General features: G+C 70.6%; 24 protein-coding genes. 13 read left to right on the plus strand and 11 right to left on the minus strand.

Annotation, left to right across the window (positions count from 1 at the left end; genetic code table 11):
* Window positions 1–275 precede the first annotated feature (275 nt).
* Window positions 276–1,997, minus strand: coding sequence for an ATP-dependent helicase (locus tag ACESK8_RS04300; protein ID WP_372967427.1), 1,722 nt, complete (start codon window positions 1,995–1,997; stop codon window positions 276–278).
* Window positions 1,994–2,890 (minus strand): NAD(+) diphosphatase, encoded by an 897-nt coding sequence (gene nudC / locus ACESK8_RS04305; RefSeq protein WP_372967428.1) that lies wholly within the window; start codon window positions 2,888–2,890, stop codon window positions 1,994–1,996. Before nudC ends, ACESK8_RS04300 begins: the two co-directional genes overlap by 4 nt.
* Before the next feature lie 64 nt (window positions 2,891–2,954).
* Here nudC and ACESK8_RS04310 point away from each other — a divergent pair, with 64 nt between their 5' ends.
* Window positions 2,955–4,304, plus strand: a complete 1,350-nt coding sequence (locus ACESK8_RS04310) for a phosphotransferase (protein ID WP_372967429.1) — start codon at window positions 2,955–2,957, stop codon at window positions 4,302–4,304.
* On the opposite strand, the gene ACESK8_RS04315 is transcribed toward ACESK8_RS04310, so the two are convergent.
* Together ACESK8_RS04315 and ACESK8_RS04320 are read right to left on the minus strand one after the other, a co-directional pair.
* Window positions 4,250–7,753, minus strand: a complete 3,504-nt coding sequence (locus ACESK8_RS04315; RefSeq protein ID WP_372967430.1) for a UvrD-helicase domain-containing protein — start codon at window positions 7,751–7,753, stop codon at window positions 4,250–4,252. The two genes, ACESK8_RS04310 and ACESK8_RS04315, sit on opposite strands and share 55 nt — an antisense overlap.
* On the minus strand, window positions 7,750–10,977 hold the full coding sequence (locus tag ACESK8_RS04320) for an ATP-dependent helicase (protein ID WP_372967431.1): 3,228 nt from the start codon (window positions 10,975–10,977) through the stop codon (window positions 7,750–7,752). Before ACESK8_RS04320 ends, ACESK8_RS04315 begins: the two co-directional genes overlap by 4 nt.
* A 188-nt stretch (window positions 10,978–11,165) precedes the next feature.
* On the opposite strand from ACESK8_RS04320, the gene ACESK8_RS04325 reads away from it, so the two are divergent.
* From ACESK8_RS04325 to ACESK8_RS04335, 3 genes are read left to right on the plus strand one after another with little or no spacing between them, the layout of a single operon-like run.
* Window positions 11,166–11,390, plus strand: a complete 225-nt coding sequence (locus ACESK8_RS04325) for a DUF3107 domain-containing protein (protein WP_290161579.1) — start codon at window positions 11,166–11,168, stop codon at window positions 11,388–11,390.
* Window positions 11,391–11,397: 7 nt separating this feature from the next.
* Window positions 11,398–11,685 (plus strand): hypothetical protein, encoded by a 288-nt coding sequence (locus tag ACESK8_RS04330; RefSeq protein WP_372967432.1) that lies wholly within the window; start codon window positions 11,398–11,400, stop codon window positions 11,683–11,685.
* 5 nt (window positions 11,686–11,690) lie between these two features.
* The gene (locus tag ACESK8_RS04335) at window positions 11,691–12,215 is read left to right on the plus strand and encodes a hypothetical protein (RefSeq protein WP_372967433.1); all 525 of its coding nucleotides are present in this window, start codon (window positions 11,691–11,693) and stop codon (window positions 12,213–12,215) included.
* 1 nt (window position 12,216) lies between these two features.
* Here the strand turns inward: ACESK8_RS04335 and ACESK8_RS04340 are convergent, their stop codons facing one another.
* Window positions 12,217–12,930, minus strand: a complete 714-nt coding sequence (locus tag ACESK8_RS04340; protein ID WP_060926985.1) for a ferritin-like fold-containing protein — start codon at window positions 12,928–12,930, stop codon at window positions 12,217–12,219.
* A gap of 167 nt (window positions 12,931–13,097) precedes the next feature.
* Here ACESK8_RS04340 and ACESK8_RS04345 point away from each other — a divergent pair, with 167 nt between their 5' ends.
* Window positions 13,098–14,621: a DEAD/DEAH box helicase gene (locus ACESK8_RS04345; protein ID WP_372967434.1), complete on the plus strand. Its 1,524-nt coding sequence runs from the start codon at window positions 13,098–13,100 to the stop codon at window positions 14,619–14,621.
* Here ACESK8_RS04345 and ACESK8_RS04350 read toward each other — a convergent pair.
* On the minus strand, window positions 14,531–15,532 hold the full coding sequence (locus ACESK8_RS04350; RefSeq protein WP_372967435.1) for a DUF817 domain-containing protein: 1,002 nt from the start codon (window positions 15,530–15,532) through the stop codon (window positions 14,531–14,533). The two genes, ACESK8_RS04345 and ACESK8_RS04350, sit on opposite strands and share 91 nt — an antisense overlap.
* A 63-nt stretch (window positions 15,533–15,595) precedes the next feature.
* Window positions 15,596–16,471, minus strand: a complete 876-nt coding sequence (locus ACESK8_RS04355) for a PHP domain-containing protein (RefSeq protein ID WP_372967436.1) — start codon at window positions 16,469–16,471, stop codon at window positions 15,596–15,598.
* 99 nt (window positions 16,472–16,570) lie between these two features.
* On the opposite strand from ACESK8_RS04355, the gene ACESK8_RS04360 reads away from it, so the two are divergent.
* The 3 genes from ACESK8_RS04360 to ACESK8_RS04370 are packed head-to-tail and all read left to right on the plus strand — an operon-like array spanning window position 16,571 to window position 19,958.
* On the plus strand, window positions 16,571–17,593 hold the full coding sequence (locus tag ACESK8_RS04360; RefSeq protein WP_372967437.1) for an endonuclease/exonuclease/phosphatase family protein: 1,023 nt from the start codon (window positions 16,571–16,573) through the stop codon (window positions 17,591–17,593).
* Between the two features lie 37 nt (window positions 17,594–17,630).
* Window positions 17,631–19,055 carry an aminopeptidase P family protein gene (locus ACESK8_RS04365; RefSeq protein ID WP_372967438.1) on the plus strand — a complete coding sequence of 475 codons (1,425 nt, stop codon included), beginning with the start codon at window positions 17,631–17,633 and terminating at the stop codon, window positions 19,053–19,055.
* A gap of 9 nt (window positions 19,056–19,064) precedes the next feature.
* Window positions 19,065–19,958 (plus strand): aminoglycoside phosphotransferase family protein, encoded by an 894-nt coding sequence (locus ACESK8_RS04370; RefSeq protein WP_372967439.1) that lies wholly within the window; start codon window positions 19,065–19,067, stop codon window positions 19,956–19,958.
* On the opposite strand, the gene ACESK8_RS04375 is transcribed toward ACESK8_RS04370, so the two are convergent.
* Genes ACESK8_RS04375 through ACESK8_RS04385 form a run of 3 tightly spaced genes read right to left on the minus strand, consistent with a single transcriptional unit; the run spans window position 19,959 to window position 22,116 of the window.
* Window positions 19,959–20,606 (minus strand): alpha/beta family hydrolase, encoded by a 648-nt coding sequence (locus ACESK8_RS04375; RefSeq protein ID WP_372967440.1) that lies wholly within the window; start codon window positions 20,604–20,606, stop codon window positions 19,959–19,961. It lies immediately after the preceding gene.
* Window positions 20,606–21,349: a DUF4870 domain-containing protein gene (locus tag ACESK8_RS04380; protein WP_372967441.1), complete on the minus strand. Its 744-nt coding sequence runs from the start codon at window positions 21,347–21,349 to the stop codon at window positions 20,606–20,608. Before ACESK8_RS04380 ends, ACESK8_RS04375 begins: the two co-directional genes overlap by 1 nt.
* Window positions 21,349–22,116, minus strand: a complete 768-nt coding sequence (locus ACESK8_RS04385) for a general stress protein (RefSeq protein ID WP_372967442.1) — start codon at window positions 22,114–22,116, stop codon at window positions 21,349–21,351. Before ACESK8_RS04385 ends, ACESK8_RS04380 begins: the two co-directional genes overlap by 1 nt.
* A 111-nt stretch (window positions 22,117–22,227) precedes the next feature.
* On the opposite strand from ACESK8_RS04385, the gene ACESK8_RS04390 reads away from it, so the two are divergent.
* The 4 genes from ACESK8_RS04390 to ACESK8_RS04405 are packed head-to-tail and all read left to right on the plus strand — an operon-like array spanning window position 22,228 to window position 25,625.
* Entirely contained in the window at window positions 22,228–23,493 is a 1,266-nt protein-coding gene (locus ACESK8_RS04390; protein WP_060926977.1) for a magnesium transporter MgtE N-terminal domain-containing protein, read from the plus strand.
* Window positions 23,493–24,029 carry a DUF1003 domain-containing protein gene (locus ACESK8_RS04395; RefSeq protein WP_372967443.1) on the plus strand — a complete coding sequence of 179 codons (537 nt, stop codon included), beginning with the start codon at window positions 23,493–23,495 and terminating at the stop codon, window positions 24,027–24,029. The genes ACESK8_RS04390 and ACESK8_RS04395 overlap by 1 nt, the downstream gene beginning before the upstream one ends.
* Window positions 24,026–25,144: a P-loop NTPase gene (locus ACESK8_RS04400; protein WP_372967444.1), complete on the plus strand. Its 1,119-nt coding sequence runs from the start codon at window positions 24,026–24,028 to the stop codon at window positions 25,142–25,144. The genes ACESK8_RS04395 and ACESK8_RS04400 overlap by 4 nt, the downstream gene beginning before the upstream one ends.
* Window positions 25,145–25,151: 7 nt before the next feature.
* Window positions 25,152–25,625, plus strand: coding sequence for a YcxB family protein (locus tag ACESK8_RS04405; RefSeq protein WP_372967445.1), 474 nt, complete (start codon window positions 25,152–25,154; stop codon window positions 25,623–25,625).
* A 43-nt stretch (window positions 25,626–25,668) separates the two neighbouring features.
* On the opposite strand, the gene ACESK8_RS04410 is transcribed toward ACESK8_RS04405, so the two are convergent.
* Window positions 25,669–26,055 carry a hypothetical protein gene (locus ACESK8_RS04410; protein ID WP_060926973.1) on the minus strand — a complete coding sequence of 129 codons (387 nt, stop codon included), beginning with the start codon at window positions 26,053–26,055 and terminating at the stop codon, window positions 25,669–25,671.
* An 89-nt stretch (window positions 26,056–26,144) separates the two neighbouring features.
* On the opposite strand from ACESK8_RS04410, the gene ACESK8_RS04415 reads away from it, so the two are divergent.
* On the plus strand, window positions 26,145–26,780 hold the full coding sequence (locus ACESK8_RS04415; RefSeq protein ID WP_372967446.1) for an O-methyltransferase: 636 nt from the start codon (window positions 26,145–26,147) through the stop codon (window positions 26,778–26,780).
* The last annotated feature ends 49 nt before the right edge of the window (window positions 26,781–26,829 follow it).

A 26,829-nucleotide genomic window follows, 5' to 3' on the forward strand; every position in this document is an offset into this window, starting at 1 on the left:
GTTCGCCCGGTATCTGCGTGAGGACATCAGCCATCTGCCGGTCGTCTTCGAGCCGGGGCGGACGACCGTGGGGCCGCTGGTCGTCCCGGGCTCATCGCCCTGCCTGACCTGTCGCGACCTCGCCCAGGTCGATCGCGATCCCGCCTGGCCGCGCCTGCACGCCCAGCTGATCGGTCGCGCGGCCGGCCCGATCAGCGCGGCACGGATCGCCGATGCCGCAACCCTCGTCGCCCGGCTCCTCTCGGAGACCGGCTCCTCAGGATCGATCTTCGAGGTCAGCGCCGAGGGGCGCCGCGAGTGGCGGTCGGTGTCGTTTCACGAAGAATGCCGGTGCCGCGAGCAGTCGTTCCAATCTCTGCCAGGAAGCGAGACGGCGCCCGCTCCCCTCGTCCCGCCGAGCGAGACCAGGACAGCGACAGCGTACGCGCGGCGCGCGTGACCCCGACGTAGGCCAGACGGCGCTCCTCGTCGATCGCCTCGAAGCCGCTGGCGTAGGAGATGGGCAGCGCCCCCTCCGCCCAGCCGACCAGATACACATGCGGCCACTCGAGCCCCTTCGCGGCGTGCAGGGTCGACAGCGTGACCGTCCGCATCGTCGGCTCGTGCTGGTCCTTGGCGCGGGCCATGAGCGCGTCGCTGAAGCTGCGGAGATTCTCATCCGGCCCCGCCTCCTCGGCCAGTCGCAGGATGGCTCGCCGTGCCTCCCAGCCGTCGCGCTGCGCTCCCCCGGCCTCGGGCGGCTCCTCGGTCAGCCCGAGCTCGCGGAGCACCCGCTGGACCCCGGGGAGGAATCCCTGTTCGGTCGGCGCGACGGCCGCCGCACGCAGAGCGAGGATCGCCTGTCGAACCTCGGGCATCGCGAAGAACCGGGTGCCACCGAGGACCGAGGTGGCGATGCCCTCGGCGGCGAGCGCCTGCTGCAGCACGGCGGACTGCGCGTGGGCGCGGTACAGCACCGCGATCTCCGCGGGCGACGCCCCGCCCTCGATCCGCGCCGACACTGCCGCCGCGATGCCCTCCGCCTCCTCGCGTTCGCTGTCGAAGGCCGTGACGGTGGGCGCCTCGGCATTGAAGGTCTCGCGGGCGGGCACGAGCTCGAGAGCACCGGGGCGTCCGTGCATGAGCGCGTTGGCCACCTCGAGGATCGGCGCCTGCGAGCGGTAGTTGGTCTCCAGGCGCACCACCGTCGCATCCGGATGGCGGCGTCCGAACTCGAGGAGGAACCGCTGCTCTGCTCCCGCAAAGGAGTAGATCGTCTGGCTCGCGTCGCCGACCACGCAGATGTCCTTGCGATCTCCCAGCCACAGCTCCAGCAGGCGGTTCTGCAGCGGCGAGACGTCCTGGAACTCGTCCACGGTGAAGTGCCGGTACTGCTCGTGGACGGATGCCGCGACACGCGGCTCCGCCTCCAGCATCCCTGCGCACGCCAGCAGCACGTCTTCGAAGTCGAGCTGATGCCGCTCGTCCTTCAGCGCCTCGTACCGCTGCTGCAACTCGGCGAGCTGCGTCTGATCGATACCGCTCACCGTGCGGCCGAGGGCGGCGTGCTGCTCGACGGACAGCATCGACACCTTGCGCCACTCGATCTCCGAGGCGATGTCGCGCAGGGTGGCCGTGCTCGGACGCAGGCGCATCGCGTCGGCGGCCTGCCCGAGCATCCGCACCTTGTTGTCGATGATCGACGGCGCAGGCGATCCGGCGAGGGTGGGCCAGAAGAAGTTCAGCTGTGCGAGCGCCGCAGCGTGGAAGGTGCGGGCGGCGACGCCTTCGACCCCCAGTGCCCTGAGGCGTCCGCGAAGCTCGCCCGCGGCCTTCGCGGTGAAGGTCACGGCCATGACCCGGGACGGCGAATACGCGCCGGTGTCGACGCCGTGCGCGATGCGGTGCGTGATGACGCGGGTCTTGCCCGTGCCGGCACCGGCGAGCACCGCGACGGGTCCACGCAGCACGGATGCCGCCTCCCGCTGCCGATCGTCGAGTGCTTCGAGCGCGCTCACGCGCGCTCCTCGAACCACGACACGATCAGCGCCCTGGCGATCGAGGCGGGACCCGGCAGACCCACCGGTCCGTCGCCCGCGAGGGCGCTGCCGATCTCGTCGCGGGTGAACCAGCGCACGTCGATGATCTCCTCGCCGTCCGGTCGCACCTCGTCCTCGTCCAGCGCGACGGCGCGGAAGCCGAGCATGAGAGAGCGAGGGAAGGGCCAGGGCTGCGACGAGACGTAGCGCAGGGAGGAGAGACGGACCCCGGACTCCTCCTCGAGCTCGCGATGCACCGTCGATTCGAGGGATTCCCCTGCCTCGGTGAAACCGGCGAAGCAGGAGTACATCCGGCCGCCCCAGTTCGCGTTCGCCCCGAGCAGCAGGCGGTCGCCGTCCGGGCTCTCGACCGCCACGATCACGGCAGGGTCGGTCCGCGGGAAGTGCTCTCGTCCGCAGACGAGGCATCGGCGCGACCACCCGGCCTGACGGAGCTCCGTCCCCCCGCCGCAGGTCGGGCAGAAAGGCGCATCCCGCAGCCAGCCGGCCACCGCGAGCGCCTCGATCAGCAGCTCCGTCTCGTCGGCTCCGAGCCGCGCACCGAGGTCGCGAAGGCCGAGCCAGGTCTCGTCGGGGGCCGTATCGATGCTGCCGGTCTCGGGCGGCAGCACCGCGAGCAGCAGCGGCACCCCCTCGCCGTCGCGACCGAGCAGCGCCCACGTCGCCTCCACGATCTCCTCGGGCGCGACACGCAGCAGGGTCGCCGCATCGAGGTCGCCACCGGCGATCCGCACGCGACCGTCACGGACGGCGATCACCTGCGAGGTCGCATCGCCACGCAGCCGATCGATGACGCCGGGTTCGGCTCTGAGTTCTGCGGCACGATCGAGAGACGTGCTCATCACGGTCATCGACTCCCTCTCTCACGGGCGTGGCGGAAGCAGGACCACCCCTGCGCCCGCCTACCCTGGGGGTATGGGACGCTCTCCTTTCACTCTAGCCGCGGCGGTGACTGCCGCACTGCCCGGCGCGGAGGTGACCGGGGCCCGCGTTCTGACCGCTGACGGCGACGGTCGTTTCGACTCCGCGGTGGCCACGCTCGCCGACGGTCGCGAACTCGCGATCCGAGTGGCGGACGACGACGAAGCCGCCCGCGAGCTCGCCGCCGAAGCCCTCGCCCTGCGCGCGCTGACGGCCGGAGCCCGCGCCATGCTGCCGTTCTCGGCTCCGGAGTACATCGGGGAGACGCGTCTGTCCGAGGCGCGCGCTCTCGTGACCGAGCTGCTGCCCGGCTTCCAGATCGAGGCCTCCCTGGTGCCCGCAGGGCGGGGAGCCGCAGAGTCCATGGGCGCGGCGATCGCCGCGGTGCACGCTCTCCCTGTCTCCGTCGTGCGCGGCGCCGGTCTCATCACCCGCTCCGCCCAGGAGACGCGCGACGAACTGGAACGACTGATCGATTCCGCGGCGTCCACCGGGCGCGTTCCCGCACGGCTCACGGTCCGGTGGCGCGACGCCGTCGCGGACGACGAGCTCTGGCGTTTCGAATCCACCGTCGTGCTCGGGGGCGTCCAGGCGACCTCGTTCGTCTTCGACGACCATCCCGACCGCGGCCCGGAGGTCACCGGGATCATCGGCTGGCACTCGCTTGCGGTCGGAGATCCCGCCGTCGATCTGTCCTGGCTCTCCACGGCTCCCGAGGCGGCCGACGACGTCCACGCCGCCTACGCGCGAGCATCCGACCGGGTTCCGGATCCTGCCCTCGAGGTGCGCGCCCGCCTGCTCGCCGAGCTCGAGTTCGCGCGCTGGCTGGTACACGGCGATTCGCTGCGCCGGCCGGACATCGTCGACGACGCGGCCGCACTTCTGGAGTCCCTGGCGGAGGGTCTGCACAGCGACGATCTGGGTGTCATCGCCTCGCGCACGGCCGGAGTGGATTCCGCGCTGGATGCGCTGGACCGCGTACCCGCGAGCGCCGCGTCGACCGCCGACACCTCCATGCAGACCGACGCCTACAACCCGAACGAGCTGTGGCACGACGACGACGGCACGAGCGACCTCTCGGAGGCCGCCACCGACGCGGCGCGGCGCCTCGAGGTCGGCGGACTCGAGACGGAGGACCTCTCGGCCGTCCGTGGCGGGGATGTCCGCAGCGGATCGGCGGAGGAGAGCGACGAGGATCGTCCGAGCGCTCGCCCGGATCGGTCGGACACCACGACGAACGCCGAGACATCGGGCGAGGGCACGGACGAGGGTTCTCCGGAGGACGAGGCTCAGCGTGCTGCTCGGGCGGCGCTCCAGCGCTGGAAGAGCTCCGACTCGGTGTAGATCCGGTCGCCTCGGATGACGAGGTCGTCCGCGACGTAGTACAGGGCGACGTCGATCTCCTCGAGCGGCACACCGAACCTGCGGTGATACGCGAGGCGGTAGAGCGCGAGCTGCAGCATCCGCTCCTCCCGCTCCTCGGCCGTGCGCGGCGCCCGTCCGGTCTTCCAGTCGACGATCTCGATGCGACCTCCGCGGTCTTCCCGTCGGTAGACGGCGTCGAGCTTGCAGATCACGATGTGGCCGTCTTCGTTCGCGTCCGAGCTGCCACCGAGCGCGAAGTCGATCTCGATCTCGACCGCGATGGGTGCGAGCGCGCCCCACTCGCTGTGCTCGAAGATCTCCTGGAGGGTGGCGAGGTCCGCCGCATCCGCCGACGACACCTCGGCGCCGCCGAACTCCGCACCGTCCGCCGGAACATCGTCGTCGAGCTCCCACAGCGCCTCGTCGACGCGCTGCCCCACACCGACCAGCTCGCTGCGCCGCTCGACCCAGGCGTGGAACAGCGTGCCGAGCCGCGTCTGCCGGTACGGACGCTCGGGCATCGGCCGCACGATCGACGACAGCGTTCCACCGAAGTCCGTCACATAGTCCTTGAAGCGCGAGGCGGGCACGCGTGTCGGCGGCGGTGCATCGGTGCCGCGCATCCGGGCGGCCCGTTCGGCCAGCAGCCGGGTCAGCTCCGGCGAGGCGACCGGCTCGCGTGCAGCGGCGTCTCGGACCGCCTGTGCCGCCGATTCGACGACGCTCCGGCGGGCGCCGAGCGGGTCGAGCGGCCACGTCAGCGTCGCTCCAGGACCCTCGTAGGGGTTCTCATCGGGGTCGACGGGGTCGATCGGGTCGAAGCCGAGCACCTCCATGGCCTCGACGAGATACGGGCTCGGAACGCGCGGGGACTTCTGCCCCGCCCAGTGCGAGCCGCTGAGCAGCAGGTCGGTCTTCGCCCTGGTCACCGCCACGTACGCGAGGCGTCGCTCCTCCTGCTGCTGGTATTCGCGGTAGGCGTCCTTGAACCGCCGCAGAGCACCCCCCTGCGGATTCGCCTTCGAGACGCCGCCGGACAGGGAGGACTGTGCCAGCGCCTGCCTCTTCTTCGGGTCGGTCTCGGCGCCCATGGCGGACTCCGGGTCCCACTGGAAGCGTGGAAGGGCGTCTCGATCGCCACGCAGCGCGAACGGCACGACGCCGAAGCCGAACCACCCCGAGGTGTCGGAGACCCGGCTCGGGAGCTCGTCGGCGACCAGACGCACGACCGCCACCGCATCCCATTCGAGGCCTTTGGACCCGTGGATCGTGAGGAGCTGGACGACGCCGGGCTCGGGCGGTTCGGGACGAGGCATCAGCTCGTCGGTGCTCTCCGCCTTGTCGAGCCAGGCGAGAAGACTGCCGATCGTACCGCGCTCATCTGCCGTGAGGAACGCGCGCACCTCATCGGAGAAGGCGCGCAGCTGCGTCGCCGCCACACGCGCCGGCCCTCTGGTCTCGTTCGCCGCGAGCTCGATGTCGAGCCGCAGCTCGAGCTCGATGAGGCGGATCAGTTCGGGGATCGGCTGCGAGGACGCACGACGCAGCCTCTCGAGCATCTCCCCCGCCGCGCGGATGCGCGATCGTCCCTCCGGGGTGATGCCCTCGAGCAGCCGGTAGTCGTCACGCACAGCGCGCACCACGTCGACCGCATCGATGATCGAGACGGCCTCGTCGGCGCCCCGGGAGGAGCGCAGTCGCAGACGGACCTCCTCCGGAAGGGGCATCATCGCCGTATCGCGCTCGGAGAGGGTGCGCCCGAGGTCGTAGAGCGCCGCCATGTCGGCGACGCCCACGGCGAATCGCGGTCCGGTGAGGAGTCTGATCAGAGCCGAGCCCGCGGTCGGGTCGTGCACCACCCGCAGCGTCGACACCACGTCGACGACCTCGGGGGTCGAGAGAAGGCCTCCGAGCCCGAGGATGCGGTGCGGCACGCCCTCGGCGGCGAGCGCAGCCGCGAAGGTCTGCATATGCCGCTTCGAGCGGAACAGGATCGCGCCCGTGTGCGGCTTCTCCGAGGACGGTGCATGCGCCTCGCGACGCTCGGCGAACCAGGCCGCCACCTGCTGCGCCTCGTCGTCGACGGTGAACGGATACCGCACCTCGACCGCGCCTGCTCCCGCGCCGGGGCGCGGCTCGAGCGGGGGCACATCCAGACCGGGGCGCTGCAGCGGCACGAGCACCCGGTTGGCGACGTCGAGGATGCTGCTGTCGTTGCGCCAGCTCGTCATCAGGCTGTACGTCTCGGTGCTCTCCGGCCGGCTCGCGAACGTGCCAGCGAACGCGTAGAGGTTGTCGGCGCTCGCACCTCGCCAGCCGTAGATGGACTGATGCGGATCGCCGACGGCCATCACCGCCGAGTCCCGGAAGAGCTCAGCGAGGAACCTCGTCTGGATCACCGACGTGTCCTGGTACTCGTCGAGGAGCACGACCCTGTGCTGTTCGCGCAGTTCGGCACGCACATCCGGGGCGGACTCGACGATGTCGTAGGCGCCGCCGACCTGATCGGCGAAGTCCAGCACACCGCGCCTGCTCTTCTCCGCGATGTAGTCGCGCACGAGCTCGGCGAGAGTGCCGAGTCCGAGCAGATTGCCCGCCGCCTTGTCGACGTCGCCGTTGCCCCGGTACGGCTCGAAGGCTGTCGCCTGGTCACGCGCGATCCGCACGGCCCTGTCGAGATCGACACGGTGATCCAGCACGTCGCCCGCGAGACGCTGCACCGCATCGATCACGGTACCGAGGGCGAAGTCGATCTCCTCGAGCTCGGGGAGATCGGATCGGAGGACCACCTCGCGCGCCAGCATCCACGACGCCGCCTGGCTCAGCATCGCGACGTCGCTGTCCCGGCCGATCCTGGCCGCGTGCTCGCGCACGATGCCGTCCGCGAAGGCGTTGTAGGTCGACACCCGCGGCCGGATCAGGAGCTCGTCGGCGGGGCGCGGGGTGGCAGGCGTCCATCCGGTGCCGTATGCCTGCGTGAGCTCATCGAGCACGTGGAGCCGGACGAGCTCTCGCTGGCGCCCGGGCGCCGCGTCATCCACCCGTCGCAGCGCCCCGGATGCGACGATCTCGGGCAGGAAAGGCAGCAGCCCCCGGCGCCCGTACTCGTCGATCACCCCGAGTCGTGCCCCGATCCGCTCGGCCAGCTCGCCGGCGGCCTTGCGGGTGAAGGTGAGTCCGAGCACCTCGTCGCGGCGGACATGTCCGTTGGCGACGAGCCAGACCACACGCCCCGACATCGTCTCGGTCTTGCCACTGCCGGCACCGGCCACGACCAGCGCGGGCGTCGGCGGAGCCTCGATGACCCGCTGCTGCGCCGGCGTCGGCGGCGGCTGTCCGAGTGCCGCGGCGACATCGGTCGCGGAGATGCCGAGTGCGCCTGGCCACGTCGCAGTCGCGCCGGTGACGAGATCGATCGCTGTGCTCATGCGCTCACCGCCGGGACGGTGTGGATGCGACAGGGGTTGATGCGGCGCTGCGTGTCGGCGCAGTGCGACTCGACCTGGGCGGTGAAGCTCGATGCCGACATCCCTCGTGCAGCCTCCCCCACCCTGCGCAGGAACGCCGACCGGGCTTCGTCGTCGAGCGGATGCTGATGCGCGACGCGGTAGTCGCTCTTGGACAGCGTCTTCGAGACGATCACGAGACGCGCCCCGGCGAGCGCATCCGCAGCAGCCCCCGGCACGAGCCCCTGCTGTACGGCGATCTGGTAAGCGGCGAGCTGCGCATGCTCGACCACGCCCTGCTCCGACTCCGGGTCGCTCTTGCCGGTCTTGAGGTCGACCACGACCACCCGCTCTCCGCTCTCGGCACCGCCCGTGATGGGCTGCCATCTCTGTCCCCGGGCGTGCGGATGATCGCCCGATCCCGGCGGATACGCCTCGATGCGGTCGATGTAGCCGTGGATGATCGCCTGATTCGCCGTGTCTTCGCCGACGGGGCGGACGGTCGGTATCTGCTCGTCGTCGCGTGGCACATCGACCGCGAAGCGGAACTCGACCTCACTCGCCAGCTCGCGCCCGCCGTCGCGGCGCACGTCACCGAGATAGGTGTGCAGACGATCGATGAACGTGTCGGCCTTGCGGCGCTCCTTGCGGCCGATCCAGGCAGTCTCGAAGTCGAGCTCCGGCCAGTGCTCGGCGACGACGGCGCGCATGCGCTCGAGGTCGCCGTCGGGCACCCGCTCCATCGCCTCGTGCACGATCGTGCCGATGCCGGCCGTCGGCGGCATCACGGTGTCGCCGCCCAGAGCCGAGACCGCCCAGTTGAGCCCGCACTCCTCGTAGGACTCCATCTTGGACGGCGAGACCCTCGCCGCCTCGATCTCGAGGTCGCGCAGGGCGGCGTCCGTCGTCGGCGCGATCACGCCGTACCAGTCGGACGGAGCAGCTCCCGGCACCCCCTCCCGGGCCAGGACCGCGAGCTGCTCAGCGGCGTCGCGGCGAGCCGACGCGGACGGCGAGGCGGTGAGCACCCGGCGGTGACGTGCGACGAGGCCTCGGAGCGTCAGCGGATGCTCCGCCGACGCATGCAGCTCAGGAGGCTCGGGCGTCGGCAGGAAGGCGAAGAACGGACTCGGCGTGAGGTCGTCGTCGTCGACGGCGGTGATGAGCAGGCGTCGTCGTGCCCGGGAGATCGCGCGCACGAAGAGCCGCAGCTCGTCGTGCAGAGCCGCGCGACGTCGATCCAGGGCGTCCGGCGCGTCGCCTTGGATCCCGGTGCGTGCGGTGAGCAGTGCGTCGGCGAGGCGCCAGGTCTGCAGCATCCCCCCGCGGGGGCGCACGTTGGGCCAGACGCCGTCCTGCACGCCGGCCACCACCACGACGTCGAACTCGGTTCCCAGAGCCGTCGCGGGCGTGAGGAGCGTGACGCGCCCCGGCCGGTCGGGGCTGGAGAGAGAGTCCTCCGGCACCTCGCTGTCGAGGATGTCGCGCACGAACACCTCGGGCCGCTCGTTCGGCGTCCGCTCGACGAAGCGCTTGGCGGCGCCGAACAGCGACACGAGCGCGTCGAGGGCCCGCGCCGTCTCGGCACCGCTGGTCTGCAGGGACATCTCCCGCCAGGCGATCTGGAGCCGGCGCCCGTCGACGGCCCTCGCCTGATCCCAGACCCGCCACAGCAGGTCGTGGATCGTCTCGCCGGCCGCCGCCCCCTTGCTGATCTCGCCGACCGTCGCGGCGAAGCGTGCCGCCGTACGCGACTCCTGCGAGTCGATCAGGGTGAGATGGTCCGGCGACGTCAGTGCCTGGCGCAGCAGCTCGCGCGCCGGAGTGGAGCCGCCGTTCTCGAGTTCGATGTGGCGCAGTCTGGCGCGGAGTCGCCGGAGTCCGATCGCGTCCATGCCTCCGAAGGGGGTCCGCAGCGCTTCCTCCCATTCCTGAGGTGTGCGCTGCTCGGGCGAGGTGAGGGCCAGTCTGACGACGCCGACGATGTCGCGGACGATCGACTCGCTGCCGAGAGGCCGCTGCACTCCCGCCGCACGCGTGGGGATCTCGCGAGCGGCGAGTTCGGACTCGAGCTGCGACACCTGCCGGGTGTCGTGGGCGATCACGGCCATGCGATCCCAGGCGATGCCCTCGACGAGGTGCCATTCGCGCATGACGCCGGCGATGCGATCCAGCTCCTCATGGGGCGACGGGGCGACGAAGGTGGTGACGTCGGAGGCGGCGCTCTCGTCATCCGCATCGAGGGGGGTGGGCGCCCGTCGGTGGTCGACGCGCCCTGCAGCTCCGATCGCCTGGGTCACGGTCCGCGTCAGAGCGGTCAGCGCCGGAGTCTGACGATGCGGGGCGTCGAGGACGTGCACCTCTCCCAGTGCGGTGGCCAGCTGCGCGAAGAGCTCAGGACTGGCGCCGCGGAAGGCGCCCGAGGAGATGTCGGGATCGCCGAAGGCGAGCACCGCGACGCCCCTCGCACGGAGCGCCTTCACCACCGCGATGCCTCCCCTGGTCAGCTCCTGCGCATCGTCGATGAGCACGGCTTTCAGGTCGGCGAGCGGCCCCAATGCCGCGGGCTCTGCGAGCTGCAGGATCGCGCAGGCCTCGGCGAGGAGGTCGGCCGCATCCCGATGCGAGGCCCGCGCGAGGTCGAGCACCGCCCGATACTCGACGAGGAAGTCCGCCACGGCGGACCAGGCGTCGTCGCCGGCCGCGCGCAGCTCATCCGGTCGGGCGCCGAGCTCGACGCACTCGGCCACGAACGCTCGGAGTTCCGAGCGGAAGCCCTTCGACGCGCGGACGGACGGACTCAGCGCCTCGGGCCACCCGATGCGGCCGTCTTCGGCATCGCCGGCGAGGAGTTCCGCGATCAGGCGGTCCTGGTCGGCTCCGGTGAGAAGTGCGGGGGGCTCGGCGCCCGCTCGGACCATCGCCCCGCGCACCACCTGGAATGCGAACGACCCGAGCGATCTGGCCAGGGGCCCCGGGGTCGCCTGCCCGATGCGCACCCCGATGCGGTCGCGGAGGGCGGTCGCCGCCTGCCGGCTCGGAGTCAGGACGAGGAGCTCCTCCGGCCGCATGCCCTCACCGTCGAGCAGGTGCACCACCCGATCGGTGAGCGTGCGGGTCTTGCCCGTGCCCGGACCGCCGATGATGACTCCGGAGGCGGTCACCGCTGCGCCGACGACGGCCCTCTGCGCAGCATCCTCAGTCATGTCCTCCACGCTACTGCGGCACACCGACATCGGCGCGCGGCGAGCGGCGACCCCGCGCTGTGCGCTCACGGCGAAACGGCGCTCCCGGGCGGTCCCGGCCGTCGCGGCGCCCGGTAGAGTTGGGCGCAGTCGTCGGCCCCCGAGGTCGACTCGACCACAGCATCGTCGACTGGAAAACAGGAGTACGCGTGGAAATCCGCATCGGCATCATCAACACCGGCCGTGAACTCAGCTTCGAGACCGCATCGAGTGCGGACGAGGTCCGCAGCCAGGTGTCCTCGGCTCTCGAGCAGAACACCTCGCACCTGAGCTTCGCCGACGTGAAGGGCAACTCGTACCTGGTTCCGACCGCGAACCTCGCCTACATCGAGCTCGGCACCGAGGAGTCCCGTCGCGTCGGCTTCTTCGCCTGACACCGCGATGTACATCCTTCTCGCACTCATCGGGGCGTGCGTGCTCGGCATCGCCGCCCATTACGTGATCGGCGGCCGAGAGCTGCGCGGCGTGGCCGTGACGCCCGCGATCGCCACGGCCCTGGCCGCGGCGATCTACACGGGGATGCAGTGGCTGGGCGTCGGTGAGGACAGCATCTGGCTGTGGCTCGCGAGCGTGCTGGGTTCGGTGGTGATCGCCGCTGCGGCGACGGCAGCCCTCGTCGCCGTGCGGCGCCGGTCGGATGCCTCGGCCAGAGCCGCCCTCGGCATCTGAGCGTCGTGGACGAGCGCCGCACGCTGCGCGGGATCCGCTTCAGCCTCGTGGCGCTGATGCTCGGTCTCGTGATCAGCGGCATCACGGCGTTCCCGTTGCGCCTGGAGCTCGGCTTCGCGTCGAGCGTCCTGCACGACAGCCCGCTCGTCGCCTGGTTCCCCGACGCGGTCGCCTGGGTCGACCGCGTGGCCGACGCCCTCGTGGATGTCGACTCGCGGTACCCCTTCATCTCCTACGGCACCGACTGGCTCGCCTTCGCGCACCTCGTCATAGCCGTCGTGTTCATCGGCCCCCTGGTCGACCCGGTCCGCAACATCTGGGTCATCCAGTTCGGTGTGATCGCGTGCGTGGGCATCGTCCCGCTGGCGCTCATCGCCGGGAGCATCCGCGGGATCCCGCTCGGATGGCAGCTCATCGACATCTCGTTCGGCGTGCTCGGCGCGATACCGGCCGTCATCGCGTGGCGGCTGACCCGCCGACTCGAGCGGCTGCGGGCCGAGCCGGCCGTCGCCGCGACGATCGCGGCGTGACCTACGAGGCGAGCCCCATCGCGTCCATGCGACGCGCATGCGCGCCCATGAGCTCGGTGTAGACCAGCTCGACGCGGTCCTCGCTCATCGCCGCGAGCTCGGGCTGGCGCAGCGCGGACCGGCACACCAGGATCGTGTCGCCGACCAGACGACGCGCCCACATCGACAGGAGCGAACGCCACTCGCCGTCGCCGTCGATGGTCTCCTGGATGATCGCGACGATCTCGTGACGCGCGTCGTCCTCGCTGAGGATCGCGGCGACCCGCTCGCCGGTCTCTCCATAGCTCGAGGCCAGCGCGAAGTAGAAGTCGTCGAGCATGCCGGCGGTGATGTAGACCGCGAGCAGCGTCTCCCGCGGACGCGCGCCGATCGTCTTGCGGCGGAACGCGTCGAGGTTCTCCCGGAACGGCAGCATCAGCTGCGTGGGGTCGTCGCCCCGCTCGGCGATCACGTCGACGATCGCGCGATGCTTGGTGAGTGCGGCACCGGCGGCGCGAGACAGCGCCTCCTTCTCGGAGAGCTCCGGCGTCGCCCTGATCAGCCGCGTCAGGGTCTCGAAGTAGCCGAGCTGCAGATAGGCGGCCTGACCGAGGAACCGGTTGAGCTCCGGCGCGAGCTCGGCGAAGTCCACGCGCGTCGCCGTGCCCTGATCGCCTCGGGTGCGCAACGTCAGTGTGCGCCGGGGCGTCCTTCGCTTCCAGAACCAGTTCACCACGGGGTTCACAATACTCGGGCGACGCGTCTCTTCCGGGCCCCGCCACCCGCTCGGGTAGGCTGGTCCCGTCCCCGCCGTCGGAGCGGGGCCCGCGCCTGTGGCACAAGAGACGGCGTGGATCCGTGAAATTGGCGATCTTCGCAGGTCGCCGGACAGGCATCTGAACATTGACTACCTTCGCTGATCTCGGAGTGGATCAGGACATCGTCGACGCACTCGCCTCCAAGGGCATCGTCGACGCATTCCCGATCCAGGAGCAGACCATCCCCCTCGGCCTTCCCGGCCAGGACATCATCGGCCAGGCCAAGACCGGCACCGGAAAGACCTTCGGCTTCGGCATCCCCGTCGTGCAGCGCCTCGGTCAGAACCCGGAGCACGGCGTCAAGGCGCTCATCGTCGTCCCCACCCGCGAGCTCGCGGTGCAGGTCTACGAGGACATCGACCTGCTGACCAGCAACCGCTCGACCAGTGTGGTCGCGATCTACGGCGGCAAGGCGTACGAGGGCCAGATCGACCAGCTCAAGGCCGGAGCGCAGATCGTCGTCGGCACCCCGGGTCGTCTCATCGACCTGGCGGGCCAGCGTCTCCTCGACCTCTCGAACGCGACAGAGGTCGTGCTCGACGAGGCCGACAAGATGCTCGACCTCGGCTTCCTCGCCGACATCGAGAAGATCTTCCAGCGCGTTCCCGCAGTGCGCCACACCCAGCTGTTCTCGGCCACCATGCCCGGGCCCATCGTCGCCCTGGCTCGTCGGTTCATGTCGAACCCGATCCACATCCGGGCGAGCGACCCCGATGAGGGACTCACGCAGGCCAACATCAAGCACCTCGTGTACCGCGCCCACTCGCTCGACAAGGACGAGATCATCGCCCGCATCCTGCAGGCCGAGGGCCGCGGCAAGACCGTGATCTTCACCCGCACCAAGCGCGCGGCGCAGCGCCTGGTCGACGAACTTGGCGACCGGGGCTTCAACGTCGGCGGCGTGCACGGCGACATGGGCCAGGACCAGCGCGAGCGCTCGATGGCCGCCTTCAAGGCGGGCAAGAGGGACGTGCTCGTGGCCACCGACGTCGCGGCGCGCGGCATCGACGTCGACGACGTGACCCACGTCATCAACCACACCATTCCCGACGAGGACAAGACGTACCTGCACCGCGCCGGCCGCACCGGCCGCGCCGGCAAGACCGGCATCGCGGTGACCTTCGTCGACTGGGAGGACCTGCACAAGTGGGCCCTGATCAACCGCGCCCTCGAGTTCGGTCAGCCGGAGCCCGTCGAGATCTACTCGTCGAGCCCCCAGCTGTATGAAGACCTCGACATCCCGGCCGGCACCAAGGGCCGCCTGGTGTCCGCACCCAAGACGCAGTCGGTGAAGACCGAGCGTGCGCCTCGCCCCGAGCGTGCGGCGGATGCCGCCGCCGAAGGCACCGAGGAGGGCGGCACGCGTCGTCGTCGTCGTCGGCGCGGCGGTGCGAACCCGGTCGGATCGACGTTCGCCGAGGGGACCGCAGACACCTCAGGCAACGAGTCGCCGTCCGCCCCGACCGCTGATCGTGGCGCCGATGGCGGCGGAACCCACGACGGTGCGGGCAAGGAGCATCACGACGGCAAGCCGGCACCGGCTCGTCGCCGTCGCCGTCGTCGCGGCGGTTCCGGCGGGGCGGGTGCCGCTCCGGTCGCCGGAGCCTGATCGACCTCTGAGGGGGCGGATGCTGCAGCAGCGGCATCCGCCCCCTCTGTCGTCCGCCGGCCGGGCAGGGGTCGCCGAGGCGGATAGACCCAGGTGACCATCACGACCGAGATGATCATCAGCAGGAACCATGAGCTCAGCTTGCTCGCGGACACGGGCTGCCAGGCGATGACCTGGTCGGGGTAGGCCCAGGCACCGGCCCAGGTGCCGATGTTCTCCGCCAGGTAGATGAACACGGCGACTCCCGCGAACACGAGGAGGAGCGGGACCCGGAGCGTCCGCCTCCACACCCGCGCGTGCATGATCGTCGGCGACCAGAGCAGCACGACTGCTCCGAGCAGCACCCACCGGGCATCCCACCACCAGTGATGGGTGAAGAAGTTGAGGTAGATCGCCGCCGCGACGACCGTGGTCAGCCAGCGGGCCGGATAGCGCGTGAAGCCCAGGTCGAAGAGCCGGTGCACCCTGACCATGTACGACCCGACAGCGGCGTACATGAAGCCGCTGAAGAGCGGCACTCCCCCGATGCGCAGGATGCCGTCTGCGGCATACGCCCACGACCCGACATCCGTCTTGAAGAGCTCCATCGCCGTTCCGGTGATGTGGAACATCACGACCACCCAGACCTCGCGCCCCGTCTCCAGGCGAGCGGCCAGCATCCCGATCTGGATCAGGACGGCGGTGATGGTGAGCGCATCGTTGCGGGCGACGAGCGCGTCATCGGGGTACCAGAGCCGCGCGGCGACGATCGCGATCAGCAGCAGCGCTCCGAAGATGCAGGCCCATGCCTGCTTCAGCACGAACACTCCGAATTCGAGGATCCAGGCGCGGACTCCACTCGCGGACGCGTCCTGCAACAGGCGGTGGGCGATCGCATCGATGCGATGCTCCAACGGGGTGGCTCGCTGCATGCCTCGAACCGTATCCGAGCCGCTCGACAGCGAGCAGGGAGTAGCCCGACAGGACGCCCAGGATCAGGGGTAGCGGGGCGTGCTACCGGTCGCCCGCTCGATGAGTCGCTCCACCATCTCGTCCGACGTCGTGTTCTCGCCGGGGAGATTGGGTTTGCCCGCGCCGTGGTAGTCGCTCGAACCCGTCACGATCAGGTCGTGCGACGCGGCGATGGCATGCAGGGTCCGCTTGCCCGCCTCGGTGTTCTCGCGATGGTCGATCTCGAATCCGCCGAGCCCCGCATCGATCAGCCGCTCGATGAACGGCACAGGCATCATCCGGTCGCGTCCCGCCGTGACGGGATGCGCGATGATCGGCACTCCCCCGGCGCCCGTGATCAGCCGGACCGCGGTCAGCGGGTCCGGCGCATAGTGCGGCTCGTAGTACCCCTCGCGAGGATGCAGGATGCCGTCGAAGGCCTCCGTGCGATCGCGGACGATCCCGCGCGCGATGAGGGCATCGGCGATGTGGGGTCGTCCCACCGTGGCATCCAGGGTGGTCTGGGCCAGCACGTCCTCCCAGTCCAGGTCGTAGTCCCGGCCGATGCTGCGCACGATCCGCTCCGCGCGGCCGATGCGGTCGCCGCGGATGCGATCCGTCTCGGCGACCAGGTCGGCATCGAGCGGGTCGAACAGGTAGCCCAGGACGTGGACGCTGCGCCACTCGTGCTTCGCGGAGAGCTCCATCCCCGGGATGAAGGTCATGCCGAGCGCCACGCTCGCCTCGGCGGCCTCGTCCCAGCCGGTCGTGCGGTCGTGGTCGGTGAGCGCGAGGGTGCGCACCCCGTGCGCGTGCGCCTGCCGCACGACCTCGGCGGGCGATTGGGTGCCGTCCGAGTGGTTGGAGTGCATGTGCAGGTCCGCAGGACCAGCGAAGCGGGATGAGGGAGCGACGGCCATCCTCCGAGCGTACCGATGGCGGCGGCCGGCGGACGCGACCGTCGGACGCGCGGCCTCCGCGGCAGGGACTTCACAGAGAGGACTTCTAGGCTTGTGGGGATGTTTCGACTACTGGGGATCCTCTTCACCGTGCTGCTCGCGATCGCGACGGCCGTCGTGGTGTGGCCGCAGTTCTTCCATCTCGAGCAGACCTACCCGTTCGCGCAGATCGTGGCCGCACGCGGCGTGGTCCTTGCCGCTTTCCTGGTCGTCGCCGTCCTCTCCCTGCTGCTCCTGCTCGCGAAGCCCCTCCGCGGATTCGCGGCGTCCGTCCTGATCGTGGCACTGCTGGGCGCGGCGGCGACCGGAGCGATCGGCTTCCTGCGCGGTTTCGGCGCGGACACGCTCCCCGAGCCCACGGAGTCGAGCATCCGGGTGCTCACCTGGAACACCGCGGGCGACGAGGTCTCCGCCGACGAGATCGCCCAGCAGATCCTCGATCGCGGCGCCGATGTCGTCGCGCTTCCCGAGACCACCGAGGAGGTCGGCGAGCAGATCGCCGTGATGCTGCGCGAGCAGGGGCATCCCATGTGGGTGCACCACGTGCAGTTCAAGCCCGATGTGGTCGACGGCCCCAAGTCCTGGCACACGACAGTGCTCGTCTCGCCCGACCTCGGCGAGTACTCCGTCATCGAATCCTCGGAGGACGGCTCGAACAACACCGGCTCGGTGCCCTCCGCCGTGCTGATGCCGATCGACGGGAGCGGACCGGCCATCGTCGCCGTGCACGCCGTCGCTCCGCGCATGGAGGACATGGCCCAATGGCAGAGCGACCTGCGCTGGATCGCGGACCAGTGCCCCGCCGGCGACTTCCTGCTGGCCGGCGACTTCAACGCGACGATCGATCACATGGCTGGCCTCGGGGTCGACGGCGGCGACATGGGCTACTGCCGCGATGCGGCGTCGCGCACGGGCAACGGCTTCAGCGGCACCTGGCCGAGCTCGCTGCCTGCACTGCTCAGCACCCCGATCGACCACGTCATGGCCTCACCGAACTGGACGCCCACCGGCTCGGTGGTGATCGGCGGCGGAGGCGGCAGCGATCACCGCGGCCTCGTCGTGCAGCTCGAGCCCGTCGGCTGACATCCCGAGGTCCGTCCGCAGGTGACAGACTGGTGGGATGAGCACCGCAGAGCGCGACACGATCGCAGAGCCCACCACCGAGACCGCCGCCCCCGCGAGCACCACGACGAACCGCAAGCAGCCCTTCCCGCGCGGATTCCTCGACACGATCTCGACCGGATGGGCCGAGCGGCCGGAGTCCATCCCGGCACCGCGCGCCCAGGCGTCGTTCGCCGCCGCCCGTCGCGCCGCCGTCTCAGCGGCCTTCCCCGGCCAGCGCCTGGTGATCCCGGCCGGCTCCTTGAAGCAGCGCAGCAACGACACCGACTACCCGTACCGCGCCCACTCCGCGTTCGCGCATCTCACCGGGTGGGCGTCGGATGCCGAGCCCGATTCGATCCTGGTCTTCGACCCGACCGACTCCGGGCACGACGTCACCCTGTTCTTTCGCGAGCGCGCCGACCGGACGACGACGGAGTTCTACGCGGATGCCACGGTCGGCGAGTTCTGGATCGGCCCCCGCCCCTCGCTCGAGGGCGTGGCGGCGGACCTCGGCCTCGCCACCGCCCACCTGCATGACTTCGCGGCCGCCGACGGCGAGCTCGTGCTCGACGAGCACGACGACCTCACCCGCTTCGTCTCGGAGCTGCGTCTGATCAAGGACGAGTACGAGATCGGCGAGATGCGCCGTGCCGTCGACATCACGGCCCAGGGGTTCGAGGACGTCATCCGCTCCCTCCCCGATGCCGTCGCGCACGCGCGGGGCGAGCGCGTCGTCGAGGGCGTGTTCCACCGACGTGCGCGTGAGGACGGGAACGGCGAGGGGTACGACACGATCGCGGCCTCGGGTCCGCACGCCTGCTACCTGCACTGGACCCGCAACGACGGCACTGTCGTCCCCGGCGACCTGATCCTCGTCGACGCGGGTGTCGAGGCCGACAGCCTCTACACGGCCGACATCACCCGCACCCTGCCCGTCTCCGGCACCTTCACCGAGGTGCAGCGGCGGGTGTACGAGACGGTGCGTGAGGCCGCGGACGCCGCCTTCGAAGCAGCCAGGATCGGCGTGCGCTTCCGCGAGGTGCACGAGGCCGCGATGCGTGTGATCGCCGCCCGCGTGGCCGAGTGGGGCCTGCTCCCGGTGTCCGCCGAGGAGGCCCTCGACGCAGACGCCGGAGGACAGCACCGCCGCTACATGGTGCACGGCACCTCGCACCACCTCGGCATCGACGTGCACGACTGCGCGCAGGCGCGTCGCGAGATGTACTACGACGGCATCCTCGCTCCTGGCATGGTGTTCACGATCGAGCCGGGACTGTACTTCCAGATCGACGACCTCACCGTTCCGGCCGAGTACCGCGGGATCGGCGTGCGCATCGAGGACGACATCCTGATGACCGAGGACGGACCCGTCAACCTGTCCGCCGACATCCCGCGCACCGCCGACGAGGTCGAGGCCTGGATCGCGCGAGTGCAGGGCTGACGCACCGGCATGCACGAGGGTGAGCTCGGCCTCTCGGACCACGACGCCGAGCGACTGATCGCGCAGCGCTTCCCCGAGCTCACCTCCGCGCCGGTACGGCGGGTGCACACCGCCGGCACGGTCAACACGATCATCCGGATCGGCGACGACCTGGCAGCGCGGTTCCCGCTCCTGCCCGAATCGGAGGCCGTGGTGCGCGCCGAATCGGACGCCCTGGCGGAGCTGGCGGAGATCAGTGTCATCCCGTCACCGCGGCCGTACGGCGTGGGCCAGCCGACGCCGGACTACCCCTCCGCCTGGTCGGTGCAGACGTGGCTGCCCGGTGTACCGGCGAGCCCGATGGACCATGAGTCGTCGGATCTGCTCGCCCTCGACGTCGTCGCGATGGTCTCCGCACTGCGCGCGGCACCCGTCCGCGGACGCTCCTTCGACGGGCGCGGCAGAGGGGGCACGCTCACCGACCACGACGGGTGGGTCGCCGAGTGCATCGGGAAGAGCGCGCACCTGCTCGACGCCGATCGGGTGCGACGGCTGTGGGCCGGGCTGCGCGAGCTTCCCTCCGTCGGTCCCGACGTCATGAGTCATCGCGACCTCACGCCGTTCAATCTGCTCGTCTCGCAGGACCGCCTGTCCGGGGTGCTCGACGGCGGCGGCTTCGGTCCCGCCGATCGGGCGCTCGATCTCGTCGTGTGCTGGCATCTCTTCGATGAGCGTCGGCGCGAGCTGATCCGCGTCGACCTGGGCGTCGGGATCGCCGAATGGCGGCGCGGCGCCGCGTGGGCGCTCCAGCAGGCGATGGGCCTGGTCTGGTTCTACGAGCGCTCGAACCCGCCGATGAGCGCACTCGGCCTCTCGACCATGCGGCGGCTGCTCGACGATCCGGACCTGTCCGCGATCGGGTGACTAGGTGGCGAACTCCGCGACGATCGGTGCGAGCGACGCGCCGATCTCGGATGCCGGCCGCCGCTGTCCCTTGATCTCGAAGGTGTGGCCACCGCCGTCGATCCAGACCACCCGCGCGTCCTGACAGGTGGCGACGACGTCCTCGAACTGCGACAGCGGCTGGATGAACGGGTCGTTCGTGCCCTCCACGAACAGCTGCGGGATCGCGATCGCCGGCAGGTGCTCGGCACGGGGCTTCTCGGGCTTGCCCGGTGCGTGCAGCGGGTAGCCGAGGTAGGCGAGGCCGTCGACGACGAGTCCCTCCGCGACGGCCATCGAGGCCATCCGACCGCCGTACGACTTCCCCGCGGCCCAGATCGGCGCCTCGGGAGCCCGCTGTCGCGCGACATCGACGACTGCGCGCCACGTGGCGATCGCGTGTGCAGCCGGTCCGGGCATCCGCCGCCCCTGCTCGACGTACGGGAAGTTGAACCGGAGCGTCCGGAAGCCGTGTTCGACCAGCGCATCCGAGAATCCGAGGAGGAAGGGATGGTCCTTGCCGGTGCCCGCTCCATGGGCGATCACGACGATCGCGCCGTCGCCGTCGCCCGCCCAGTCGGCCGAGACTGTCGTCGTGCCGGTGGGCAGCTCGACGCGGATCTCGGTCATCAGGCGCGCAGGTACGGGATCGCGAAGGGCACGCGCATCACCTTGCCGCTCGAGGCGCGCACCATGCCGACGATCACGAGGACGAGGTGGAGCAGCGACAACGCGAAGTACACGGTGATCGGGATGCCGATCGGATAGAACCCGGTGGCGGGCGAGTCCTCGGTGAGCGTGAAGAGGATCACGAAGTGCGAGACGATGAGGACCGTCGACACCAGCAGGTAGGTGAGGCCCCAGTTCAGTGCAGCACGCGCGTTCTCGCGGGCGACACCGCCGAACCGGCGCGACGCTCCTCCGCTCACCGCCATGGCGATTCCCGACAGGAGTCCACCCAGGAAAGGAACCGGGAACAGGATCAGGAGCCCGAGCGCCCAGGGCAGCAGTCCCCGTGGCGGGACGGCCGCCGGGTAGGTGCCTGCGGGGTATCCGCCGGTCGGGTAGGCGCCGGGAGCCTGAGGCGGGGCGTACCCCTGCGGCTGAGGCTGGACGTACCCGGGAGCCTGAGGCGGTGCATACCCCGGCCCAGACACGTGAGGCTGGACGTGCCCGGGCGCCTGCGGCGGGGCGTAGCCCTGCGACGGAGGGTGGACGTACCCGGGAGCCTGAGGCGGCAGATCGCCGTACACCGGCGCGGAGACCTGTCCCGAGCCTCCCGGCGCGGCGGGCGGTGCCGGCGGCACGGGCGGGTGCGCGGGCACCGAGTACGGCTGCGGGCTCTGGCCCGCCTCGCGAGGCGCGTCGGCCATCAGGCCGTGCCCGCCGACGTCGGCGGCACACCGGGCGTGCCCGGCTGCTGCGGTTCATCGATCGGAGGAGCGGCGGGCTCGGCCGGGCGCGGCGGAACGGCGGGGTCCGACGGAGGAGCGTCCGGACCTCCCAGCGGCGGAGTGGGTTCCGCGGCAGGAACAGGCGAGGACCCGGCAGCGGGCTCCTCCGGTGCGGGAGGAGTCGGTGCGGGAGGAGTCGGTGCGGGCTGGGCGCCCGGCGTGATCCGCTCGCCGTAGCGCGGCGGCTCGTCGAGGTTGACCGGCGCGCGCACCGGAGCGGGCGTCGCCGCACCGAGAGCCAGACGCGCCTTCGCGAGCGAGGATGCCTGCACCCGGACCTCGTAGTGGTCGGCGGCGAACTGGGTGATGCTCGCGAAGTCGCGACGCCGGCGCACGATCGCGTAGGTCACGAGGCTCAGCAGCATGCCGAGGGCGACACCGATGAACACGAAGCCGACGAAGAGCTGGATGGGCACCTCGGGGTTCCCGATCACGAGGATGGCGGAGAGGAACAGGCCGATGAGGACGCCGTTGACGGCACCGGACCGTGCCGCTGCGGCGTAGCCGAGCCGGCCGGTGATCCGTTCGACCGTACGGACGCTCTGGCCGACGATCGCGATGTCGCGCGCGGGCACGTCCTCGGCGATCAGTTTCGACACCGTCTTCTGGGCACCTTCGTAATCGCGGGTGGAGGCGACGATCTCGCCTTCATCGCGGCTGTCAGCTGGACGGTTGAGCATGCTCATCCCGCCATTGTTCCATGCCTGTCGATGAGCCGGACGGCAGTGGGCGGTCCCGAGCCTCCCGCGTGACCCGTCGGCGGCACCTGCACAGGCCCTGCGCACTACGCTGGACGGGTGAGCACACAACGGGTATTCGCCGCGCGCCTTGCAGGGTGCGCCGTCTTCGACCCCGTGGGCGACCGGCTCGGCAAAGTCCGTGATGTCGTCATCGTGTACCGAAGTACCGCCGCCCCCCGCGTGATCGGCCTGGTCGTCGAGATTCCGGGGCGCCGACAGGTGTTCCTCTCCATCGGACGGGTGACCTCGATCCGAGCGGGGCAGGTCATCAGCACCGGGCTCATCAACGTGCGGCGGTTCTCACCCCGTGCCGGAGAGGTGCGCGTGCTCGCCGAGCTCCTCGGCCGGCGGGTGAGCCTCGTCGACGGCAGCGGCTCCGCGGTGATCGAGGACGTCGCGATCGAACCCAACCGTCTGGGCGAGTGGGCGATCAGCCAGCTGTTCCTGCGTCGACCGAAGACCAGTGCCTCCCCCTTCGCGAAGGGCCCGACGACGTTCGCCGCGTGGAACGAGGTCGCGGAGCAGCGGTCTCCCGGAGAGTCCCAGTCCGCAGAGCAGCTCGTCGCGTCGTACTCCGAGCTGCATGCGGCCGACCTCGCGAACACGCTGCTCGACCTGCCGCAGCAGCGGATGATCGAGGTCGCCGAGGAGCTCTCCGACGACCGGCTCGCCGACGCCCTCGAGGAGATGCCCGAAGACGAGCAGGTGCACATCCTCGACCGGCTCGGCGACGAGCGCGCCGCGGACATCCTCGATCAGATGGAGCCGGATGACGCCGCCGACCTCCTCGCGCAGCTGCCTCCGAGTCGTCTCGAGCAGCTCCTCGAGCTGATGGAGCCGGAGGAGGCCGAGGACGTCAGGATGCTGCTCCGCTACGGCCCCGACACCGCCGGCGGCCTGATGACCCCCGAGCCGATCATCCTCTCGGCCGATGCGACCGTGGCCGAGGCGCTCGCGCTGATCCGCCGACACGAGCTGCATCCCGCCCTGGCCGCGGCCGTGTTCGTCACGCTGCCTCCTTTCGAGACGCCGACCGGTCGCCTGCTCGGCATGGTGCACTTCCAGCGGATGCTGCGCTACCCGCCGCATGAGCGGCTCGGCGCGATCATGGACGACAGCCTCGAACCCGTGCGCGTCACGGCATCCGCCGCAGAGGTCGCCAGGATGCTCGCGAGCTACGACCTCGTCTCGCTGCCCGTCATCGACGCCGCGCACCGCCTCGTCGGCGCGATCAGCATCGACGACGTGCTCGACTACCTGCTGCCCGACGACTGGCGCACACATGACAGCGACGAGCCGACCGCCCCGAAGGAGGTGCGCTGATGGCACGCTCCCGGTCTCCACGCCTCGACGCGCCGCTCGGACGCGGCACTTCGCGACAGCGATCGACGTCGCGCGACCGGTTCGGTCGGTTCACCGAGTGGGTCGCCCGCGCCATGGGCACGCCGGCCTTCCTGCTGATCCTGACGCTGTTCTGCGTCCTGTGGATCTGCTGGAACACGCTCCTTCCCGACCACCTGCGCTTCGATGACGCGGCGCTCGGCTTCACCGCCCTCACGCTCATGCTCTCGCTGCAGGCGTCGTACGCGGCTCCCCTGATCCTGCTCGCGCAGAACCGTCAGGACGACCGCGACCGGGTCCAGATCGAGCAGGACCGACAGCGGGCCGAGCGCAACCTCGCCGACACCGAGTACCTGGCGCGCGAGATCGTGGCGCTGCGCATGTCGCTCGAGGAGCGCAACTCGCAGGTCGTCACGCGCGACGTCCTGCGCCACGAGCTCAAGGCGCTGCTGGCTGAACTCGGCGAGCAGGACGAGACTCCCGGCGACCGCCGATCCACCGGCCGACCGTCCTCATGACCGCTGCCGACGCCGTCCGCACCGCCGTCGCCGCCGTCACCGATCCGGAGCTGCGGCGTCCGATCGGGGACCTCGACATGGTGCGGGAGATCACCGTGACCGACGGACTCGCCCAGGTCGGCATCGTGCTGACGATCGTCGGATGCCCGGCTGCCGCACGGATCGAGTCCGATGTGCGGGCGGCAGCGGCCTCGGTCGAGGGCGTCCGCGACGTCGCGGTCGATGTGGGCGTGATGACACCCGCAGAGCGCAAGGCGCTGACCGAGAAGCTCCGAGACGGACGCCCTCCCCGCCAGATGCCGTTCGGCCCCGACTCGCTCACCCGCGTGATCCTGGTCTCCAGCGGCAAGGGCGGTGTGGGCAAGTCCACCGTCACGGCGAACCTCGCCGCAGCCCTCGCGGCTCAGGGGCTGTCGGTGGGTCTCGTCGACGCGGACGTGCACGGCTTCTCGATCCCCGGTCTGCTCGGGATTCCCGCCGGCACCCAGCCGACCCGCATCGACGACCTCATGCTGCCCCCGGTGGCGCACGGGGTGAAGACCATCTCGATCGGCATGTTCCTCCGCGACGGCGAGGCCGTCGTCGCGTGGCGCGGGCCGATGCTGCACCGCACCGTGCAGCAGTTCCTGACCGACGTGTTCTTCGGCGACCTCGACATCCTGCTGATCGACATGCCACCGGGCACCGGCGACATCGCGATCTCGATCGGGCAGCTGCTCCCCCACGCCGAGGTCCTCGTCGTCACCACACCGCAGGCGGCGGCCTCCGATGTCGCCATCCGCAGCGGCCTCGTCGCACGTCAGACCGGCCAGCGCGTGATCGGCGTCATCGAGAACATGGCCGCGTTCGCCCTGCCAGACGGCACCGTCATCGACCTGTTCGGCTCCGGGGGCGGCGCTGCCGTCGCCGCAGCGCTCTCGGAGACGGAGCAGGTGCCGCTGCTGGCCAGCATCCCCCTCAGCCCCGCGCTGCGGGCCGGCGGCGACGAGGGTGTGCCGATCGTCCTCGGCGACACCTCGGATGCGGCTGCCGCAGCGATCCGGGAGCTCGCCACGACACTCGCGACTCAGGGGCGCCGCCTCGCCGGACGCTCTCTCCCGATGACGCTGGGATAGGACGATCATGAGCCTCACCGTCGACGAACGGCTTCTGCGCGGGATGGCCCGCGACGCCGCGATCTACGCACTGACGCGCCCGGTGGCGATCGTGATGTGGGTGGCTCTCACCGCCGCGCTGGTGCTCAGCATCCTGAACCTCCGTGCGCCCGGGGTGAGGGAGGGCATCTCCGGCCTGCTGCCCGTCCTGAGCATCGGACTGATGCTCTACGCGGTCGTCATGACGATTGCGGGTGCCAGGAGGGCCGTGCGGGCGGCGACGCCTCCCGGCACGACGGTGTGGGTACGGCTCGGCGAGACCGCGCTGCAGATCGGTGCCGGAACGCGGACCTCGGACATCCCGTACACGACGTTCCAGGGCCTGCGTGCAGGGCGCGACGCAGTGATCTTCCGGATCAGCGGGAGCACAGCGGTCACAGCGGTCCCGCGTTCGCTTGTGTCGGACGAGGATATCGCCCGGCTGCGCTCGCTGATCGGCTGATCGCGCCCGATCTCAGTGGCGTCGAAGTCAGACGGCGTCGAGGTCAGGTGGCTTCGCGGTCGTACGGCGGCGGGGTCGACAGCGAGAACTCGGGACGCACCTTCGGGGTCCGCACCGGCTTGACCTCGGGCTCCGCCACCACCGTCTCGGCGCGAGCGGGCGACGGCGACCCGTCGTCCTCGAAGAGCGCGTCGCGGATGATGCGACGCGGGTCGTACTGGCGCGGGTCGAGCTTGCGCCAATCGACGTCGTCGATCTCCGGCCCCATCTCATCGCGCACGCGGGACTTGGTGTCCCGCAGGAACTCGCCGGCACGCCGAGCGAGCTTGGCGACGCTCTCCGCGTACCGTGGCAACCGCTCCGGTCCGATGAGCAGCGCAGCGATCAGACCGATCAGCAGCAGCTTCTCGAAGGTGATCCCGAACTGCATCTGTCCAGGCTACCGCCGCGCCTGCGGTTGTGCCGCGCACCGAGCGCATACCCTGAGAGAACACATATCCGAGTCGGGAGAAACAGGCAATGAGCGAGAACGATGCGAACGCACGTCTCATCCGCGAGACCATCGTGGAGCCGTCGCCGATCGCCCGCGCCCGCGCGCACGCCGTCGAGCTGGGCGCGAACCCGATCAGCGCTGCCGTCGGGTCGCAGATCGCCGTGCTCGCCGCAGCGACGGGCGCTCGTTCGATCGTCGAGATCGGCGCCGGAGCGGGCGTCTCCGGTCTCTGGCTGCTGCGGGGCGCACCCCAGGCCGTGCTGACGTCGATCGACAACGAGCCCGAGCATCTGGCCGCTGCCCGCCAGGCCTTCTCCGACGCGCGCATCCCGATGACCAAGGCCCGCTTCATCACCGGTCGCGCCGCCGACGTGCTGCCGCGCATGAACGAGGCCTCGTACGACATCGTGCTCGTCGATGCCGATCCCGAGAACGTCATCGACTACGTCGAGCACGGCCTGCGCCTGGTCCGCACCGGCGGCATGGTGCTGGTGCCCCGCATCCTCGCCGGCGGGCGCGTCGCCGATCCCGTGCAGCGCGACGAGGTCACCTCGGCCTACCGCTCCCTCATTCAGGAGACGCAGGAGTCATCCGCCGTGCTCGCCACCGTCTCGTCCTCGGGTGAGGGGCTGCTGCAGCTCATCAGCGTCGGCGACGCCTGAGCGGCACCCCGCTTCCTGGCATACGGAAGAGGGCGACGGATCGTTGATC

The organism is Microbacterium sp. (assembly GCF_041641055.1).
Lineage (GTDB): Bacteria > Actinomycetota > Actinomycetes > Actinomycetales > Microbacteriaceae > Microbacterium.

What these genes read in the sequence shown, in the direction of transcription:
- nudC (WP_372967428.1), bottom strand. Translation starts at nt 2,890, where the DNA reads ATGACCGTGATGAGCACGTCTCTCGATCGTGCCGCAGAACTCAGAGCC.
- ACESK8_RS04375 (WP_372967440.1), bottom strand. Translation starts at nt 20,606, where the DNA reads ATGACCGAGATCCGCGTCGAGCTGCCCACCGGCACGACGACAGTCTCG.
- ACESK8_RS04385 (WP_372967442.1), bottom strand. Translation starts at nt 22,116, where the DNA reads ATGAGCATGCTCAACCGTCCAGCTGACAGCCGCGATGAAGGCGAGATC.
- ACESK8_RS04355 (WP_372967436.1), bottom strand. Translation starts at nt 16,471, where the DNA reads ATGGCCGTCGCTCCCTCATCCCGCTTCGCTGGTCCTGCGGACCTGCAC.
- ACESK8_RS04315 (WP_372967430.1), bottom strand. Translation starts at nt 7,753, where the DNA reads ATGAGCACAGCGATCGATCTCGTCACCGGCGCGACTGCGACGTGGCCA.
- ACESK8_RS04360 (WP_372967437.1), top strand. Translation starts at nt 16,571, where the DNA reads ATGTTTCGACTACTGGGGATCCTCTTCACCGTGCTGCTCGCGATCGCG.
- ACESK8_RS04380 (WP_372967441.1), bottom strand. Translation starts at nt 21,349, where the DNA reads ATGGCCGACGCGCCTCGCGAGGCGGGCCAGAGCCCGCAGCCGTACTCG.
- ACESK8_RS04330 (WP_372967432.1), top strand. Translation starts at nt 11,398, where the DNA reads ATGTACATCCTTCTCGCACTCATCGGGGCGTGCGTGCTCGGCATCGCC.
- ACESK8_RS04320 (WP_372967431.1), bottom strand. Translation starts at nt 10,977, where the DNA reads ATGACTGAGGATGCTGCGCAGAGGGCCGTCGTCGGCGCAGCGGTGACC.
- ACESK8_RS04310 (WP_372967429.1), top strand. Translation starts at nt 2,955, where the DNA reads ATGGGACGCTCTCCTTTCACTCTAGCCGCGGCGGTGACTGCCGCACTG.
- ACESK8_RS04395 (WP_372967443.1), top strand. Translation starts at nt 23,493, where the DNA reads ATGGCACGCTCCCGGTCTCCACGCCTCGACGCGCCGCTCGGACGCGGC.
- ACESK8_RS04370 (WP_372967439.1), top strand. Translation starts at nt 19,065, where the DNA reads ATGCACGAGGGTGAGCTCGGCCTCTCGGACCACGACGCCGAGCGACTG.
- ACESK8_RS04405 (WP_372967445.1), top strand. Translation starts at nt 25,152, where the DNA reads ATGAGCCTCACCGTCGACGAACGGCTTCTGCGCGGGATGGCCCGCGAC.
- ACESK8_RS04365 (WP_372967438.1), top strand. Translation starts at nt 17,631, where the DNA reads ATGAGCACCGCAGAGCGCGACACGATCGCAGAGCCCACCACCGAGACC.
- ACESK8_RS04410 (WP_060926973.1), bottom strand. Translation starts at nt 26,055, where the DNA reads ATGCAGTTCGGGATCACCTTCGAGAAGCTGCTGCTGATCGGTCTGATC.
- ACESK8_RS04400 (WP_372967444.1), top strand. Translation starts at nt 24,026, where the DNA reads ATGACCGCTGCCGACGCCGTCCGCACCGCCGTCGCCGCCGTCACCGAT.
- ACESK8_RS04415 (WP_372967446.1), top strand. Translation starts at nt 26,145, where the DNA reads ATGAGCGAGAACGATGCGAACGCACGTCTCATCCGCGAGACCATCGTG.
- ACESK8_RS04350 (WP_372967435.1), bottom strand. Translation starts at nt 15,532, where the DNA reads ATGCAGCGAGCCACCCCGTTGGAGCATCGCATCGATGCGATCGCCCAC.